11 protein-coding genes are annotated in these 14,168 nt (G+C 41.4%); 8 read left to right on the top strand and 3 right to left on the bottom strand.

Annotated features, from left to right (window positions below):
• Positions 1–10 precede the first annotated feature (10 nt).
• The 3 genes from IGI46_RS21275 to IGI46_RS21265 form a co-directional block, all read right to left on the bottom strand.
• On the bottom strand, positions 11–895 hold the full coding sequence (locus tag IGI46_RS21275; RefSeq protein WP_429963057.1) for an IS3 family transposase: 885 nt from the start codon (positions 893–895) through the stop codon (positions 11–13).
• 14 nt (positions 896–909) lie between these two features.
• On the bottom strand, positions 910–1,593 hold the full coding sequence (locus IGI46_RS21270; protein ID WP_429963056.1) for a transposase: 684 nt from the start codon (positions 1,591–1,593) through the stop codon (positions 910–912).
• A 411-nt stretch (positions 1,594–2,004) separates the two neighbouring features.
• Positions 2,005–2,916: a LysR family transcriptional regulator gene (locus IGI46_RS21265; protein WP_429974211.1), complete on the bottom strand. Its 912-nt coding sequence runs from the start codon at positions 2,914–2,916 to the stop codon at positions 2,005–2,007.
• Between the two features lie 71 nt (positions 2,917–2,987).
• On the opposite strand from IGI46_RS21265, the gene IGI46_RS21260 reads away from it, so the two are divergent.
• From IGI46_RS21260 to kdpB, 8 genes are all read left to right on the top strand, one after another.
• Positions 2,988–3,527, top strand: a complete 540-nt coding sequence (locus IGI46_RS21260; RefSeq protein ID WP_429965846.1) for a prolyl-tRNA synthetase associated domain-containing protein — start codon at positions 2,988–2,990, stop codon at positions 3,525–3,527.
• A gap of 3 nt (positions 3,528–3,530) precedes the next feature.
• Positions 3,531–4,325: a glutamate 5-kinase gene (gene proB / locus IGI46_RS21255; protein ID WP_429965848.1), complete on the top strand. Its 795-nt coding sequence runs from the start codon at positions 3,531–3,533 to the stop codon at positions 4,323–4,325.
• Positions 4,326–4,651: 326 nt separating this feature from the next.
• The gene (locus tag IGI46_RS21250; RefSeq protein WP_429965849.1) at positions 4,652–6,019 is read left to right on the top strand and encodes an MATE family efflux transporter; all 1,368 of its coding nucleotides are present in this window, start codon (positions 4,652–4,654) and stop codon (positions 6,017–6,019) included.
• Positions 6,020–6,205: 186 nt separating this feature from the next.
• Positions 6,206–7,756, top strand: coding sequence for a PTS transporter subunit EIIC (locus IGI46_RS21245; protein WP_429965850.1), 1,551 nt, complete (start codon positions 6,206–6,208; stop codon positions 7,754–7,756).
• An 11-nt stretch (positions 7,757–7,767) separates the two neighbouring features.
• Positions 7,768–9,105, top strand: a complete 1,338-nt coding sequence (locus IGI46_RS21240) for a 6-phospho-alpha-glucosidase (protein ID WP_429965851.1) — start codon at positions 7,768–7,770, stop codon at positions 9,103–9,105.
• Positions 9,106–9,226: 121 nt separating this feature from the next.
• Entirely contained in the window at positions 9,227–9,994 is a 768-nt protein-coding gene (locus IGI46_RS21235; RefSeq protein WP_429965852.1) for a MurR/RpiR family transcriptional regulator, read from the top strand.
• Positions 9,995–10,443: 449 nt separating this feature from the next.
• Positions 10,444–12,117: a potassium-transporting ATPase subunit KdpA gene (gene kdpA, locus IGI46_RS21230; protein ID WP_429965853.1), complete on the top strand. Its 1,674-nt coding sequence runs from the start codon at positions 10,444–10,446 to the stop codon at positions 12,115–12,117.
• A 14-nt stretch (positions 12,118–12,131) separates the two neighbouring features.
• The gene (gene kdpB / locus IGI46_RS21225; RefSeq protein WP_429974210.1) at positions 12,132–14,162 is read left to right on the top strand and encodes a potassium-transporting ATPase subunit KdpB; all 2,031 of its coding nucleotides are present in this window, start codon (positions 12,132–12,134) and stop codon (positions 14,160–14,162) included.
• The last annotated feature ends 6 nt before the right edge of the window (positions 14,163–14,168 follow it).

Here is a 14,168-nt window from a genome sequence, read left to right as displayed (position 1 = left end):
CCTTGGTGATTTATGCAGCTTTGTAGTAATTGTTGTGAAATTCCATCGGCGTCATTACTTGTAATTTTCGTTGGTAACGTCCAGTATTGTAGTACTTCATGTAGTCAGTAATCATTGTGACGAGTTCTTCGCGACTGGTAAACTTTCGTCCATAATAGTTTTCTCGCTTAAGCATTCCCCAGAAACCTTCCATAGGCCCATTATCAGTACATTTCCCTACACGAGACATACTCTGAATCATATCGGCTTTTACGATGCGGCGGAAGAAGTTCACATGGGTATATTGAAACCCTTGATCACTGTGGAAAATTGGATGAGCCTCTGGCTCCAATTCGACTGCTTGATCAAACGTATCAAAGACCAAGTCCAAATCATTGGTGTCACTCAGTACATACGTGACAATGCGGTGATCGTAAAGATCTAGAATCGCACTCAAATAGAGTTTTTTGACTATTGGTCCAATAAAATACTTGAATTCTGAAACATCTGTCACCCACTTCTGATTCGGCGCCTCTGCATGAAATTGGCCACGCAAAACGTTCTTTGCTTTGTAGTACGGAGCATAAGCACGCCTTGTAATACAATTTGCTGGATGTTTTATCCTCGATTGGATTTGTTCATGACGACAGATGCGTAAGACTCGTTTATCGTTAACATTTATCTTATAGGTCCGCTTCAATTCATCTTTAATTCGACGATACCCCATATCTGGATGCTTCTCATGAATTGTTCGAATGTCTTTTGTGATTTGACGATTGATTTGTTCACGTACACTCTCTGGATGTTTCAACCAGCGATAATAGGCAGAGCGTGTTATCCGCAAGAGTTCGCACAAGGGTTTTATCGGGTAGTCCATTTCTTCGTGCAAGAATTTGATTGCTTGGTAAGCAGCCACGTTTCGAAATTACCCTAACGATTCCTCCTCTCCAATTCCCTCACTTTTTTTAACAGGTCATTTTCCATTCTCAATTGTCTAATCTCACTCTTCAATTTGGCTAGCTCAATTGCTTGTTCTTCTTCTGGTGTTCGGCCGACTTGTTTCGCTTTGCGTCGGCCTCGCCGATCTTGAAGCCCGTCATAGCCTCGCTGCTCATACTTCTTCACCCAGTTATAGACGTTCTGATAGGACACTTGATACTTGATTGCCATCGCTCCATAATCCTTATTATTGGCTAGACACTCTAATACAATCTTCAGACGTTCCTCTTGACTGGTCTCACGGGTTTGACTCATTCTACTTCCACCACTTTCTGATTTGAAGTCTTTATGAGTATTATAAACCTTGATCCAGTCCTGTAGTTGCCTCTTGCTTCTTAATCCATACTTTTTGGCGATATAAACTTGGCTGCCTCCACCAGTAAAGTAATCTTGAACGGCTATCAGCTTCAAATCCTTCGAATAATTGTTATTCTTTCTTGAAGCAACCAAACCTGCGGCTCCTTCATTTTCATACAAATTGCACCATCGTTTGATTGTTTCTGTGGAAACCTGTGCTTCCTTGGTGGCTCTCTTCAAACTGATCTCATGTCTAAGATAACTCTCGACAATCTTTAGACGTTCTTCTGGACTCAGCTTCATCCTTCTTTTTCCCATAACAAATACCCCTATCTAGGATTTAATTATTTCCTTGTCCTAGATAGGGGTAGCATATCAAAATGTCGCGGCTTTTCTTTATGTTATTGAGCAGCTTTCCTTGTATAAAATCTCTAGTTATCAATCATACAAAACTGGCTCCCAATTATCGCCGTTCTTTTGTCTAAGAGAAATAATAGTTGCGTCTCTTTTCTTAATTAAAGCTAAAAATAAAATTAATCTACTCCCGAATTGCTTAAACAGCTTATAAGAGAAAGTTGGCTGAGCAGGACGACAGTCAAGCTTATTATATGGTTTACAGTGTGCCATTAGATATGGATTTAACTGCATTGGAGCACTATCCGTCTATCGCTATTATGAAAAAAGATTTATTGTGAGCAGCTAACCATTAAATGGGTTAACTGCTTTTTTCTATTCAAATACTGCAATAAACTTTTTACTGGCCAAGGAAAGCATCTGTTTTTGTTTATAGGCTAAACCGATTTTGCGAAAGGCTGGGACATCTAATTCCTTAATTACTAATTTATAAGGAATTCGTTCTAGGATTAGGCTAGGTAAAATACTAATTCCTAATCCCTTTTCTACCATCGCCATAATGGCGTAGTCGTCCCAGGTGGTAAATTGGACATTGGGTGAAAAATTCAGCTTATTCAACAGGCGTGTAATATCTGAGTTGCCATCCTTTTCCAGCAAAATGAAAGGAAGGCCATAAAGATCCTGCAGCGAAACCTGCGGCAAGCTAGTCAGAGGATGATTCTCAGGTAAAATGACCTTCAACTCATCTTGTTCAATATACTGAACCTGCAATTCAGGTAGCGTGGGTAAACGCAGAAAACCAAAATCAACGCGGCCATTAACGATCCATTTTTCAATTTCATCGTAATCGCCTAAGAGCAATTCAAAGGCGATATTGGGGTAGTCTTTTTGAAAATCACTCATTAATTGCGGCAGCCAGTGGGTTGCTACACTAGAAAAAGTTCCGATACGAATGCCGCCAGTTTGGATGCCGCCCAATTCTTCCAGACGAAGCTGCACAGCCTCATATTCTTCATATAATTTCTTTGCCAATGGGAAAATATTTAAGCCATCGGAGGTGAGGCGCAATCCGGCACGGTTACGTTCCAATAAGGTAATGTTCCATTCCTTTTCCAGATCGTTAATCATGCGGCTAATACCGGATTGTGAATAGTTAAGTGTTTCAGCAGCTTTGGTAAAACTGCCTAACTCAACTGTTTTGACAAAAGCTATGTATTTTTGAATATTCATATCCATAGGTATCTCACTCTTTTCATCTGGAATCATCATGTTAAAGATGATAAACATTCGTTTTTGTAATGTTTAAATTCATGGTAAGCTAATTCTACAGTAATTTCAACCGGAAAGTAGGAGAATAAATGATTCAAGTGAGTGAGATTTATACTGACACACCAACAAAATTGACGACAACTGTACAAGAACAAGCGTATCAAGCTATGGATGAGCTGAAGATTTCTTTCGAACGTGTAGCAACTGATGAAGTAATTACAATGGAGGATTGTCTACAAATTAATGAGCGTTTGGATATGAATATGGTCAAAACTTTGTTTTTATGTAATCGGCAGCAAACCAATTTTTATCTGTTTGTAACGAGAGGAGATAAACCCTTTCGCTCAAAGGATTTTAGTAAAGCGTTAGAAATCGCCCGTGTTTCCTTTGCGTCAGAAGAACGAATGGCAGAGCTGCTGGGTACCCAAATTGGGGCAGCCACCGTTTTTAGTGTTTTAATTGATCCAGAGAAAAAAGTGCAGATTGTTTTTGACCAGGATGTAGTCAATGATCAGTGGTATGGCTGCAGTGATGGAACCACCACCGGTTATTTAAAAATAGCGACAAAGGATATTGTTGAAAAATTATTACCTTATAGCAAGCATGATCTGACCATTATTGAGGTATAGCATATGGGATTACACAAGAATCGACTGGTTGTTAAAGTAGGGACGACTTCATTAACTAATAAAATCGGCAAAAATGATCTGCGGTCTTTTGATCAATTTGCTTACGTTTTGGCGGACATCCAAAATTTGGGGTATGAATTGATTTTAGTTTCTTCCGGGGCCATTGCGATTGGTGCCAATAAATTACAGCTGGCAGCTTATCCCGAATCTTTACGCATGAAGCAAGCAGCAGCGGCTGTGGGGCAATGCAACATTATGATGCTTTATGACAAATTCTTTCGTGATTATGGGAAAACTGTGGCACAAATTCTATTGAATGATGGAGATTTGAAGGTGGCAGAAAGGAAGGAAAACCTAATAAGTACCTTTGAAAGCCTGCTGGAGATTGGAATCATTCCCATAGTTAACGAAAATGACTCCATCAATTGTTCGGAAATAGAATCAGCAGATAAGTTGTTTGGAGACAATGATATGTTATCCGCACAGGTTGCCAGTCTATGTCATGCTAGAAAGCTGGTTATTTTTTCTGATATTGATGGCTTGTATTCTCAAGATCCGCGAATAAATTCCGATGCCCAGCTGATTAACCAAGTAAGAAGCATTGACCCTGAGCTTGAGGCACTAGCATCAGGCGCGGGTTCTAAACGAGGAAGAGGCGGGATGATCACGAAACTGCGAGCAGCTAAATTCGCCATGGAACGGGGAATTGATACCGTGATTACTAACGGCAATAATCCTCAATCCTTGTATAAGGTGATTAACAATGAACCAGTCGGTACGGTTTTTTCAGGTCAATGATGAGGAATAAACGATAAGAAGAAGTATCGTGCAGGAGATACTTCTTCTTATTTTACTTTTATAATATCAATTAGGTCGGTCTGTTTTTTCACACTAGCATTTAATCCTGGGAGGAACTGCTTGCTGGGTATCCATTCGATCAAAATGAACCAAAACAATTAATAGAGACAGAGAAAAAGTCATTGCTTAAGTGGTTAGAATGAAAATGACCGAATTTAATTCGTTAGGTAAAGGCAAAAACAATCAGCTGTAGACAAAACAATCGTCTACAGCTCTTTTATTTTCATTCTGCTCGATGCTATACTTATAAGAAAAGGAGGTTGAGCATGAAGTTTTCGAAACGTTTCTTCTCCTTGTATACGATATTTGTCTTACAAAATGTTGTTACCTTAAGCGTGAATCTAACTGATAACATGATGATTGGCGCCTATAGTGAAATCGCTTTATCGGGTGTAGCTGCGATTAATCAGGTACAATTTTTTTACCAGCAAATCTTAAATGCTTTAGGTGAAGGGGTCGTGATGATTAGTAGTCAGTACTGGGGAACTGGTCGGATTGAACCAATCAAAAAAATTGTGGCTATTGCGATCAAAATTACGGTTGGCGCAGCGGTGCTGTTATTTACGGCGGTGTCGTTATTTCCAGAGCAGGTCATGCGGATATTCACGACTTCTCAGCCGATTATTGAGCAGGGGATCAACTACTTAATGATTGTCCGTTTTTCCTATTTCTTTTTAGCAATTACCATGATTTTGCTGGCTTCTTTGCGTAGTGTTGAAGTTGTTAAGATTGGGTTTTATCTGTCAATCGCAGCTTTTTTATTAAATATTTGCATTAATTATACTCTGATTTTCGGGAAGTTTGGAGCACCAGAATTAGGCGTTCAGGGAGCCGCTATCGGGACTTTGATTGCCCGAATAATTGAACTGACTTTACTGCTGCTTTATTTAAAGCTGCGAGATAAAACACTGCGCAGTAAGGTAAAGGATTACCTGACCTTCGATTCGTTATTGAGAAAAGATTATTTTCGGGTAGTAGCGCCAATGACTGCTATTGCAGCACTTTGGGGATTAAGTACGGGACTGCAAACGTCGATTTTAGGTTACATGAGCTCGGCCGCAATTGCTGCTAATAGTGTGGCTTCTGTTCTTTTTCTATTGGTTAAGGGTGGAGCTGTGGGTGCTGCTTCAGCGGGAGCAATTATTATCGGAAAAGAGATTGGCTCAGGCAATCTCGACCAAGTCATTGTCTATTCGAAGAAATTACAAAAAATGTACTTGGCTATTGGCATTATCGGCGGAATTCTTCTGTTTTTTGTTCGTATTCCGATTTTAGGCTTGTATGATTTGTCAACTGAAACCCAAACGATGGCGAATCAATTTCTGATTATTTTGAGTGTCATTTACGTCGGAATGGGGTATCAGATGCCCACCAGCGAAGGAATTATTCGAGGCGGCGGCAGTCCAATGTTTATCATCAAGATGAATTTAATCAGCAGCTGGCTAATTGTGATTCCGCTGTCTTATCTATTAGCCTTTTATTTCAAGGCCTCACCGGCAGTGGTAGTTTTTGCCTTGAACTCGGATCAGCTGTTTAAATGCGTCCCAGTCTTTCTGAAAGCCAATTTTGGTAAATGGATCTACAAGCTGACTAGAGAAGAAAGTGAAAAAGCAGACATACAAGAAATAGTGTAACGAAAGCAGAATCTTTGAGGTTTTGCTTTTTTTGTTGCGTCGTGCAAAATAATTTTTTGATGGATGACTGCTGCGTTTCAAACTGTGGACCTAGGTCCACAATACGGATGATCCATTGTAATCGGTTGCGGCGACAGGTAAATTAGAGACATAGATACGTATCGAAAAATTTTGGGAGGAGAACGAATGAAAATAAAAGTGACAGAAGCGATGCAGAAATTTTCACGGGCAGTCATTGTACCAGTGAAATTCATGGCGGTAATGGGGTTGTTTCTTGCTTTGGCCGTGATTTTACAATTGAGCTTCATGCCAGCTTTTTTGCAAACCTTTGGAACATTGATTAAAACGATGATGGACAGTATGTTAAATAACCTGTCGTTGATTTTCTGTATTGGGATTGCCTCATCATTGGCTGAAAAGAAAAAAGTGGAAGCAGGATTAATTGCCCTTATTGCCTTTTTGTTTTTCTTAGCAGCAAATAATGCTTGGCTTTCTATGAATCACATGATTGCGGAAGCTGGCGAAATGGGGCTGTTCGGAACAGGCCAAGGAATGGTATTAGGGTTTCAGGTAGTTGATATGAATGTTTTTCTAGGTATGATTGTTGGCTGTCTAGTAGGCTATTTGCATAATAAATTTTCTAATAAAGAATTGCATGATATTTTGAGTATTTATGGTGGTTCACGCCTGACCTTCATGATTGTGATTCCCATTATCTTGGCACTAGCGATTGTTTTGTCTTATGTATGGCCGGTGATTAATGGTTGGATCACGTCATTGTCTGATGTCATTTTGACTACAGGCCTGCTAGGTGTCTTCATTTATGCTTTTGGGAATCGTTTCTTGATTCCAACTGGCTTGCATCATTTGCTTTGGATGCCGTTTTGTTTTACAGCACTTGGTGGGACAGCGGAAATCAATGGACAGGTTTACAGTGGAGCGGCAAACATTTTTTACGCGGAGATGGCGAATGCCAATACGATTACTCAATTGGATTCATCATTACGTTTTGCGACCTTTGGCTTTGTTAAGATTTTCGGTTCGATTGCGATTACCTTGGCGATTATTTATTGTGCCAACAAAGATCGAAAAGATGAAGTAAAAGGGATGATGTTGCCCTCAATGTTTGTGGCAGCGATTGCGGGTATTACAGAACCACTAGATTTCACTTTCTTGTTCATTTCACCTTTGTTATGGCTAGTGAATAGTTTGTTAACCGCCATTTCAGAAACCTTGCTTTGGGCATTAGGAGCAAGAACATATATGCTGTACGGACTAATTGATACAGTCGTTTCCAATTCAGTCTTTAGTCCATCACTGACTAAGTTTTATTTAGTGATTATTGTTGGCCTAGTCATGATGGTAGTTTGGTTTGTTACCTTTGTTTATTTGATTAAAAAGCTGGACATTAAAACACCTGGACGTGACGTAGTTGAAGCAGCAGTTGCAGAAGGCAATGGACTAGTTGATCAAACAGCGATCGAAGTTTCAGAGCAAGAGGAGGATTTGGTTATTTCCGGTTTAGGTGGTGCTAGTAACATTGAACTGGTGACTAACTGTTTTACCCGCTTGCGAGTAACAGTAAAGGACCCTGAAAAAGTGGACACCCATCTACTGGAAAACCTTCCCAAATCTAAGGGAGTCGTAACAAACGGCAAGAATATTCAGGTCATTATTGGCATGGGTGTGCAAGAGTTTAAAGAAACAGTCTGTGAAATTTTAGGAATTGAAGAATAGGAGCGAAAGTAATGAGTTTAGAAGCACAATCAGTAGTAATTGCTGGCGGAGGTAGTACGTATACTGCTGGAATCGTCATGATGTTAATTGAAAATCAAGATAAATTCCCTCTGCGTCAGTTGAAATTTTATGACAATGATCAAGAACGACAAGAGGTTGTAGCGAAGGCCTGCGAAGTAATTATTAGAGAACGGGCACCTCATATTTCATTTTTGGCGACAACCGACCCAGAGACCGCTTTTTCCGATGTGGATTTTGTAATGGCTCACATTCGGGTTGGCGGGTTAAAGATGCGGGAGCTGGATGAAAAAATCCCGTTGCGTTATGGTGTCGTTGGTCAAGAAACCTGTGGACCAGGAGGAGTAGCTTATGGTATGCGTTCGATTCCTGGAGTAATTGAGTTGATTGATTTTATGGAAAAATACTCACCGGAGGCTTGGATGTTAAACTATTCCAACCCAGCAGCGATTGTGGCTGAAGCAACTCGCAGACTGCGTCCGGAAGCAAAAATTATCAACATTTGCGATATGCCAGTGGCAATTAAAAAATCAATGGCGGATATTTTAGGCTTGAAAAATGAGAATGAAATTGTGGATCGTTATTATGGTTTAAACCATTTTGGCTGGTGGACGGAGCTGACGGACCGTCAGGGGAATGATTTAATGCCGCGACTGAAGGAGCATGTCCAGAAGTTTGGGTATGCTGCGGCTGCTGAAGAAGGCAACCCACTGTTGGATGAGGCCAGCTGGATGGATACTTTCCAAAAAGCCAAAGATGTGTATGCTGTCGATCCTGATACCATGCCCAATACTTATTTGAAATATTATCTGTATCCCGATTATGTAGTCGCCCATGCTGATCCAAATCGGACGAGAGCTAACGAAGTAATGGACAATCGCGAGAAAAATGTTTTTGTCGAATGTCAGCGGGTAGCTCATGAACAAACAGCGGTAGGGACATCCATTGAAGCAGGAGAGCACGCAGAGTTTATCGTTCAGCTTGCGGGGGCATTGGCTTACAATACGTATGAAAGAATGCTGCTGATTGTTGAGAACAAGGGCGCGATTGCAAATATGGCTCAGGATACGATGGTAGAGGTCCCATGTATTGTCAGCAAGCGAGGCTATGAACCGTTGTGTATGGGGGAAATTCCTGACTTCCAAAAAGGCTTGATGACTCAGCAGGTTTCAGTTGAGAAGCTGGTGGTTCAGGCCTATTTAGAACAATCCTACCAAAAACTATGGCAGGCCTTGACTTTATCAAAAACAGTTCCCAGTGCTAAGGTAGCGAAAGCAATTTTGGATGAATTGATTGAAGCTAACCAAGACTGGTGGCCTGAATTGAAATAGCTAATAAACGAATGTCTGGTTACTGTTCAGGCATTCGTTTTTTGCCTTCCATCTGCGGAAACAGCTTGCTTCTCCAAACGCTCTTCTTATACAATAGAAGAAAACGGGTGAGGGGAAAACGATGCGCTTTGCGGATATTATCAATCAAAATTATACTGACTTAAATGAAACAGATTTAGCCATGAGCAATTATATTGTGGATCATCCCAAAGAGGTGCCCAACATGAGTACTCAGGAGTTTGCTAAAGCTTGTTTATCCTCCAAGTCGTCAGTTATTCGTTTTGCCCAAAAATTAGGATTTACCGGGTTTGGTGAATTACGAAACTTTTTAAAATGGCAGGATCACGAAGATACACTAGAGCAGCATTTGGATTTTCGCAAGCAGATTATTAAAGATACAAAAAAGACCATGGAGTATATTGAAGCAGCTGAATGGGAAGAGATTTATCAAAAAATCAAACTTAGTCATAATATTTACATTCTTTCAACTGGAGTAACTCAGCAAAGTCAGGCTGCTGAGCTGCAGCGATTATTTTTACTCATTGGCAAGCCGGCCCAAATGATTCCGGCCTCGGCTCAGTCAAATGAATTTCGACGAATTATTGAACGTCTGACTGATGAGGACATCATTTTTGTTTTATCGCTGTCAGGTGAGAATACACATTTGGAAAATGTATTAAATACGTTGTCGATTCGCAACTCGGTAATTGTATCGGTGACTAGTTTACAGAACAACTGGTTGTCGGGTCGGTCGGACTATAATTTGTATGCTTCCACCAGCCGCAGTCCGTTGCCAAAAGATTGGTGGCTGCAGACAGCCTCGTCTTTTTTCATTTTGATAGAGGCTTTTGCCTTTGGCTATATGGATTATGTACGTAAAAATAAATAGGTTGAAAAACTACTCAAACGATTGGGGACACATTGGGTGATCGAACGTGATTACACCGAAGTCCTCCCTTAATCGTTTGGGTATTTTTTTGTAAAGAACAACTCTATTCTGCTCAATTCTTCTACCTTAACCTTCAGAATTTTTAGCTAAAAGGTAAGCTGCTTTTCGTTCCAGCAAAGGGTTTTATGCAATGCGCGTTTAGTTGTCCATTTATCCCCAATAAAACTCAGAACTGGCTTGTATAAAGAGGATATAAAGAAATTTCAGCAAGCTTAACACTGTCTTTATAGCTTTTTGGCTAAGATAAAGAGGTGAAGGACAAGGTCCCGCTAGTTTGCGGCAGCAGTGGCTGTCGATATGGAGGAAAAGACAATGAATGTACTACTTGGAATAATCGGCGGACTATTAATGGTCTACTTATTCTGGTTTTTGTTTAAGGGGGAAGAGCTATGAGCAGTCTAATTTATCAAGGCATCTTTTTCTTTTTTGTTTTGCTGGCGGCTGCTTTACCTTTAGGCTGGTATATCAAGGAAGTAATGCAAGGGAAAATCCCGCGTTATGTACGGTTTTTACAGCCTTTGGAGCGGCTTTTTTATAAGGTTATTGGACCTGTTAGTAAAAAGGAAATGCGTGGGAAAACTTATTTTGTTCATGTACTACTATTGAGTTTCTCTTCGCTAGTGGTTCTGATGGTACTGCTGACGACCCAGCAGTGGCTGCCGGGAGGCGAGAAGGTTGCTAATTTGCCGATTGATCTGGCTTTGAATACTGCAGTTAGTTTCGTGACCAATACAAACTGGCAGGCTTATGCCGGAGAAACAACACTGTCGCATTTTTCGCAGATTTTTGGTTTGACGGTTCAGAATTTTATTTCTGCCGGCATTGGACTTTCAGTAGCTTGCGCGTTGATACGAGGAATTAGTCAGAGACAAAAGCGCATGCTCGGTAATTTTTGGCAGGATTTGACTCGTAGTTTAGTTTATATCTTGCTGCCACTGGCCTTTGTGCTGGCAATTGTGTTGATTTCACAAGGGAGTGTACAGACGTTTAGCAATGGGACAGCTTACCAAGGAGTGGAAGGGAAATCCCTGTGGTTGCATTTAGGGCCAGTAGCCAGTCAAGTTGCGATTAAGCAGCTGGGAACCAACGGCGGCGGCTTTTTTGGAGCAAATGCAGCACATCCGTTTGAAAACCCGACTATTTTAGCGAATTTCTTTGAGAATTTGGCGATTTTATTGATTCCAGCGGCATTAATTTTTGCCTTTGGTTTCTGGGTAAAGGATTTGAAGCAAGGACGAACGATTTTGATTACATCTTTAGTTTTTGTTTCGTTAGCTTTTGTAGGAGTGGTGGTCAACGAATATTACGGCCCGCAGCTGGCCAATGCATTAGGAACCATGAACATGGAAGGTAAGGAAGTTCGATTTGGAATTGGCTGGTCCAGCTTGTGGGCAGTTAGCACGACAGCCGCTTCCAACGGGTCAGTTAATGCCATGCTGGACAGCTTCACGCCCTTAGGTGGAGCAATTCCGCTATTTCTGATGCAGCTAGGAGAAATAATCTTCGGGGGTGTCGGCAGCGGATTATACGGAATGATGGCCTTCTTGCTGCTAGCCGTATTTATCGCTGGTTTGCTAGTGGGGCGTACGCCAGAATATTTAGGCAAAAAAATTGAAGCTTTTGATATTAAGATGGCCAGTGTGGTTATTTTAACACCGTTGCTATTGACGTTATTCGGAGCGATGGCGTTAGTACTTCATCCAGACGTTATGACCTGGTTGACCAATAGTGGTCCTCACGCTTTTAGTGAATTACTGTATGGGGCAACTTCTTTAGCCAACAACAATGGGAGTGCTTTTGCTGGATTAGCAGCAGATACGCCATTTATAAATGTGTTAGGCAGCTTGTTAATGACGCTTTCACGTTATTTGCCGATATTGGTCATTTTATTATTGGCTGAAAATATGGGCATGAAGAAAAAATCGGCGTTAAACGAAGGAACCTTGTCAACCAGCAGTCCAACCTTTGTGACCATGTTGATTATTGTGATCTTCGTGGTGGGAGCTTTAAGCTTTCTTCCCGCAATGGCTTTGGGACCAATTGCTGAATACTTTAGGATATAAACGGAGTGAAAATGATGAAAAAAATCTATCAATGGGCGATCGGGCAGGCCTTTAAAAAGCTTGACCCTCGCCAACAAATAAAAAATCCGGTCATGTTTGTCGTTTATGTTGGTGCCCTGCTGACCACCGGGCTGTGCTTTACCGATACTGGTGTTCCTCTATGGTTCAGTATATCCATTACCATTTTCCTTTGGCTGACCTTGCTTTTTGCCAATTTCGCTGAAGCAGTTGCGGAAGGACGAGGCAAAGCTCAGGCTGACAGCTTGAAGCAGGCAAAAAAAGAAGTAATGACGTACAAAATTGATTCTTTAGCAGCGATCGAGGCGGAAGAATTTACAGAGATACGTTCGTCAGACTTGAAAAAAGGTGATTTAGTTTACGTTCAATCCGGCGAACAAATCCCGGCGGATGGGGACGTTGTTGAAGGTGCAGCTTCAGTGGACGAAAGCGCGATTACCGGTGAATCGGCTCCGGTGATTCGGGAATCTGGTGGTGACCGCAGTGCAGTTACTGGAGGAACAACGGTCGTTTCTGACTATCTAGTGATTCGAGTAACTTCCGAAAATGGCCAATCCTTCTTAGATAAGATGATTGCCATGGTAGAAGGAACCCAACGAAAAAAAACACCAAATGAGATTGGTCTGCAAATCTTTTTGATCACTTTAACGATTATTTTTTTAAGCGTAGCGATTACTTTAGTGCCTTTTACCGATTTCAGCAGTCAGCTTTCCGGTCAAGGTGAAGTGATTTCCAGTGTTATTGTGATTGCCTTATTGATTTGTTTGGCACCGACTACTATTGGAGCGTTGATTTCTTCTATCGGGATTGCCGGGATGAGTCGTTTGACTAAGGAAAATGTGATTGCGATGAGTGGTCGGGCAATTGAAGCAGCGGGAGACGTGGATGTCCTGCTGTTGGATAAAACGGGGACAATTACGTTGGGGAATCGTCGGGCTAGTGAATTTTTACCGGTTCCGGGTGTCACTGAAGAACAATTAGCCGATGCTGCTCAGCTTTCTTCTCTGGCTGATGAAACGGCAGAAGGGCGCAGCATTGTCATTCTGGCTAAGGAAGCTTTTAATATTCGTCAAAGAGAATTTCAGAAATTGGAAGTACGCTTCATTGATTTCAGTGCCAAAACTCGGATGAGCGGGATTGATTATCGCGGCGATGAAATTCGTAAAGGTGCTGCTGATACCATGAAAAAATACGTGGAGGAAAAAGGCAATCGTTACCCGGAGGCTTGTGATGAGATCGTGGATAATATAGCCAGAGCTGGTGGAACACCCTTGGTAGTAGTGAAGAACAACCAAGTTCTGGGTGTCGTTTATTTGAAAGATGTAGTCAAAAATGGCGTAAAGGACAAATTCGCTGACATGCGAAAGATGGGTATTAAAACCATTATGATTACTGGGGACAACCCATTGACTGCAGCAGCGATTGCAGCTGAAGCAGGCGTGGATGATTTCCTAGCCGAAGCCACTCCGGAAAATAAAATGAACTTGATCCGTGACTATCAGGACAAAGGACATTTGGTCGCCATGACTGGTGATGGAACAAATGATGCGCCAGCCTTGGCTCAGGCGGATGTGGCGATGGCGATGAATACCGGTACTCAAGCAGCCAAAGAAGCAGGGAATATGATTGACTTGGATTCCAGTCCCACGAAACTACTGGCTGTAGTTCAAATTGGTAAGCAGCTGTTGATGACTCGTGGAGCATTGACCACCTTTAGTATCTCTAACGATATTGCTAAATATTTTGCGGTAATTCCCGTGTTGTTTTATGGAATCTATCCCGAATTGAATCAATTGAATTTGATGCATTTAGGGAGTCCATTAACTGCGATCCTTTCAGCAGTCATCTATAATGCCTTGATTATTGTGGCGTTAATTCCTTTGGCCTTGAAGGGAGTCCGCTATCAGGAGAAACCGGCTAGTCAGATTCTGCGGAATAATTTGCTGGTGTATGGCTTAGGAGGAATTTTGGCTCCCTTCGTATTTATTAAATTGATTGACTTGATCCTGTCAGCAATCATTCTTTAGGAGGAA

Origin of the sequence: Enterococcus sp. AZ163 (genome assembly GCF_050498925.1) — a bacterium.
Classification (GTDB): domain Bacteria; phylum Bacillota; class Bacilli; order Lactobacillales; family Enterococcaceae; genus Enterococcus_A; species Enterococcus_A ferrettii.
This window is presented reverse-complemented; position numbering and strand designations above follow the sequence as displayed.

Coding starts and splice junctions, on each gene's coding strand:
- IGI46_RS21270 (WP_429963056.1), bottom strand. CDS start 1,593: ATGGGAAAAAGAAGGATGAAGCTGAGTCCAGAAGAACGTCTAAAGATT.
- IGI46_RS21265 (WP_429974211.1), bottom strand. CDS start 2,916: ATGTTTATCATCTTTAACATGATGATTCCAGATGAAAAGAGTGAGATA.
- IGI46_RS21260 (WP_429965846.1), top strand. CDS start 2,988: ATGATTCAAGTGAGTGAGATTTATACTGACACACCAACAAAATTGACG.
- proB (WP_429965848.1), top strand. CDS start 3,531: ATGGGATTACACAAGAATCGACTGGTTGTTAAAGTAGGGACGACTTCA.
- IGI46_RS21250 (WP_429965849.1), top strand. CDS start 4,652: ATGAAGTTTTCGAAACGTTTCTTCTCCTTGTATACGATATTTGTCTTA.
- IGI46_RS21245 (WP_429965850.1), top strand. CDS start 6,206: ATGAAAATAAAAGTGACAGAAGCGATGCAGAAATTTTCACGGGCAGTC.
- IGI46_RS21240 (WP_429965851.1), top strand. CDS start 7,768: ATGAGTTTAGAAGCACAATCAGTAGTAATTGCTGGCGGAGGTAGTACG.
- IGI46_RS21235 (WP_429965852.1), top strand. CDS start 9,227: ATGCGCTTTGCGGATATTATCAATCAAAATTATACTGACTTAAATGAA.
- kdpA (WP_429965853.1), top strand. CDS start 10,444: ATGAGCAGTCTAATTTATCAAGGCATCTTTTTCTTTTTTGTTTTGCTG.
- kdpB (WP_429974210.1), top strand. CDS start 12,132: ATGAAAAAAATCTATCAATGGGCGATCGGGCAGGCCTTTAAAAAGCTT.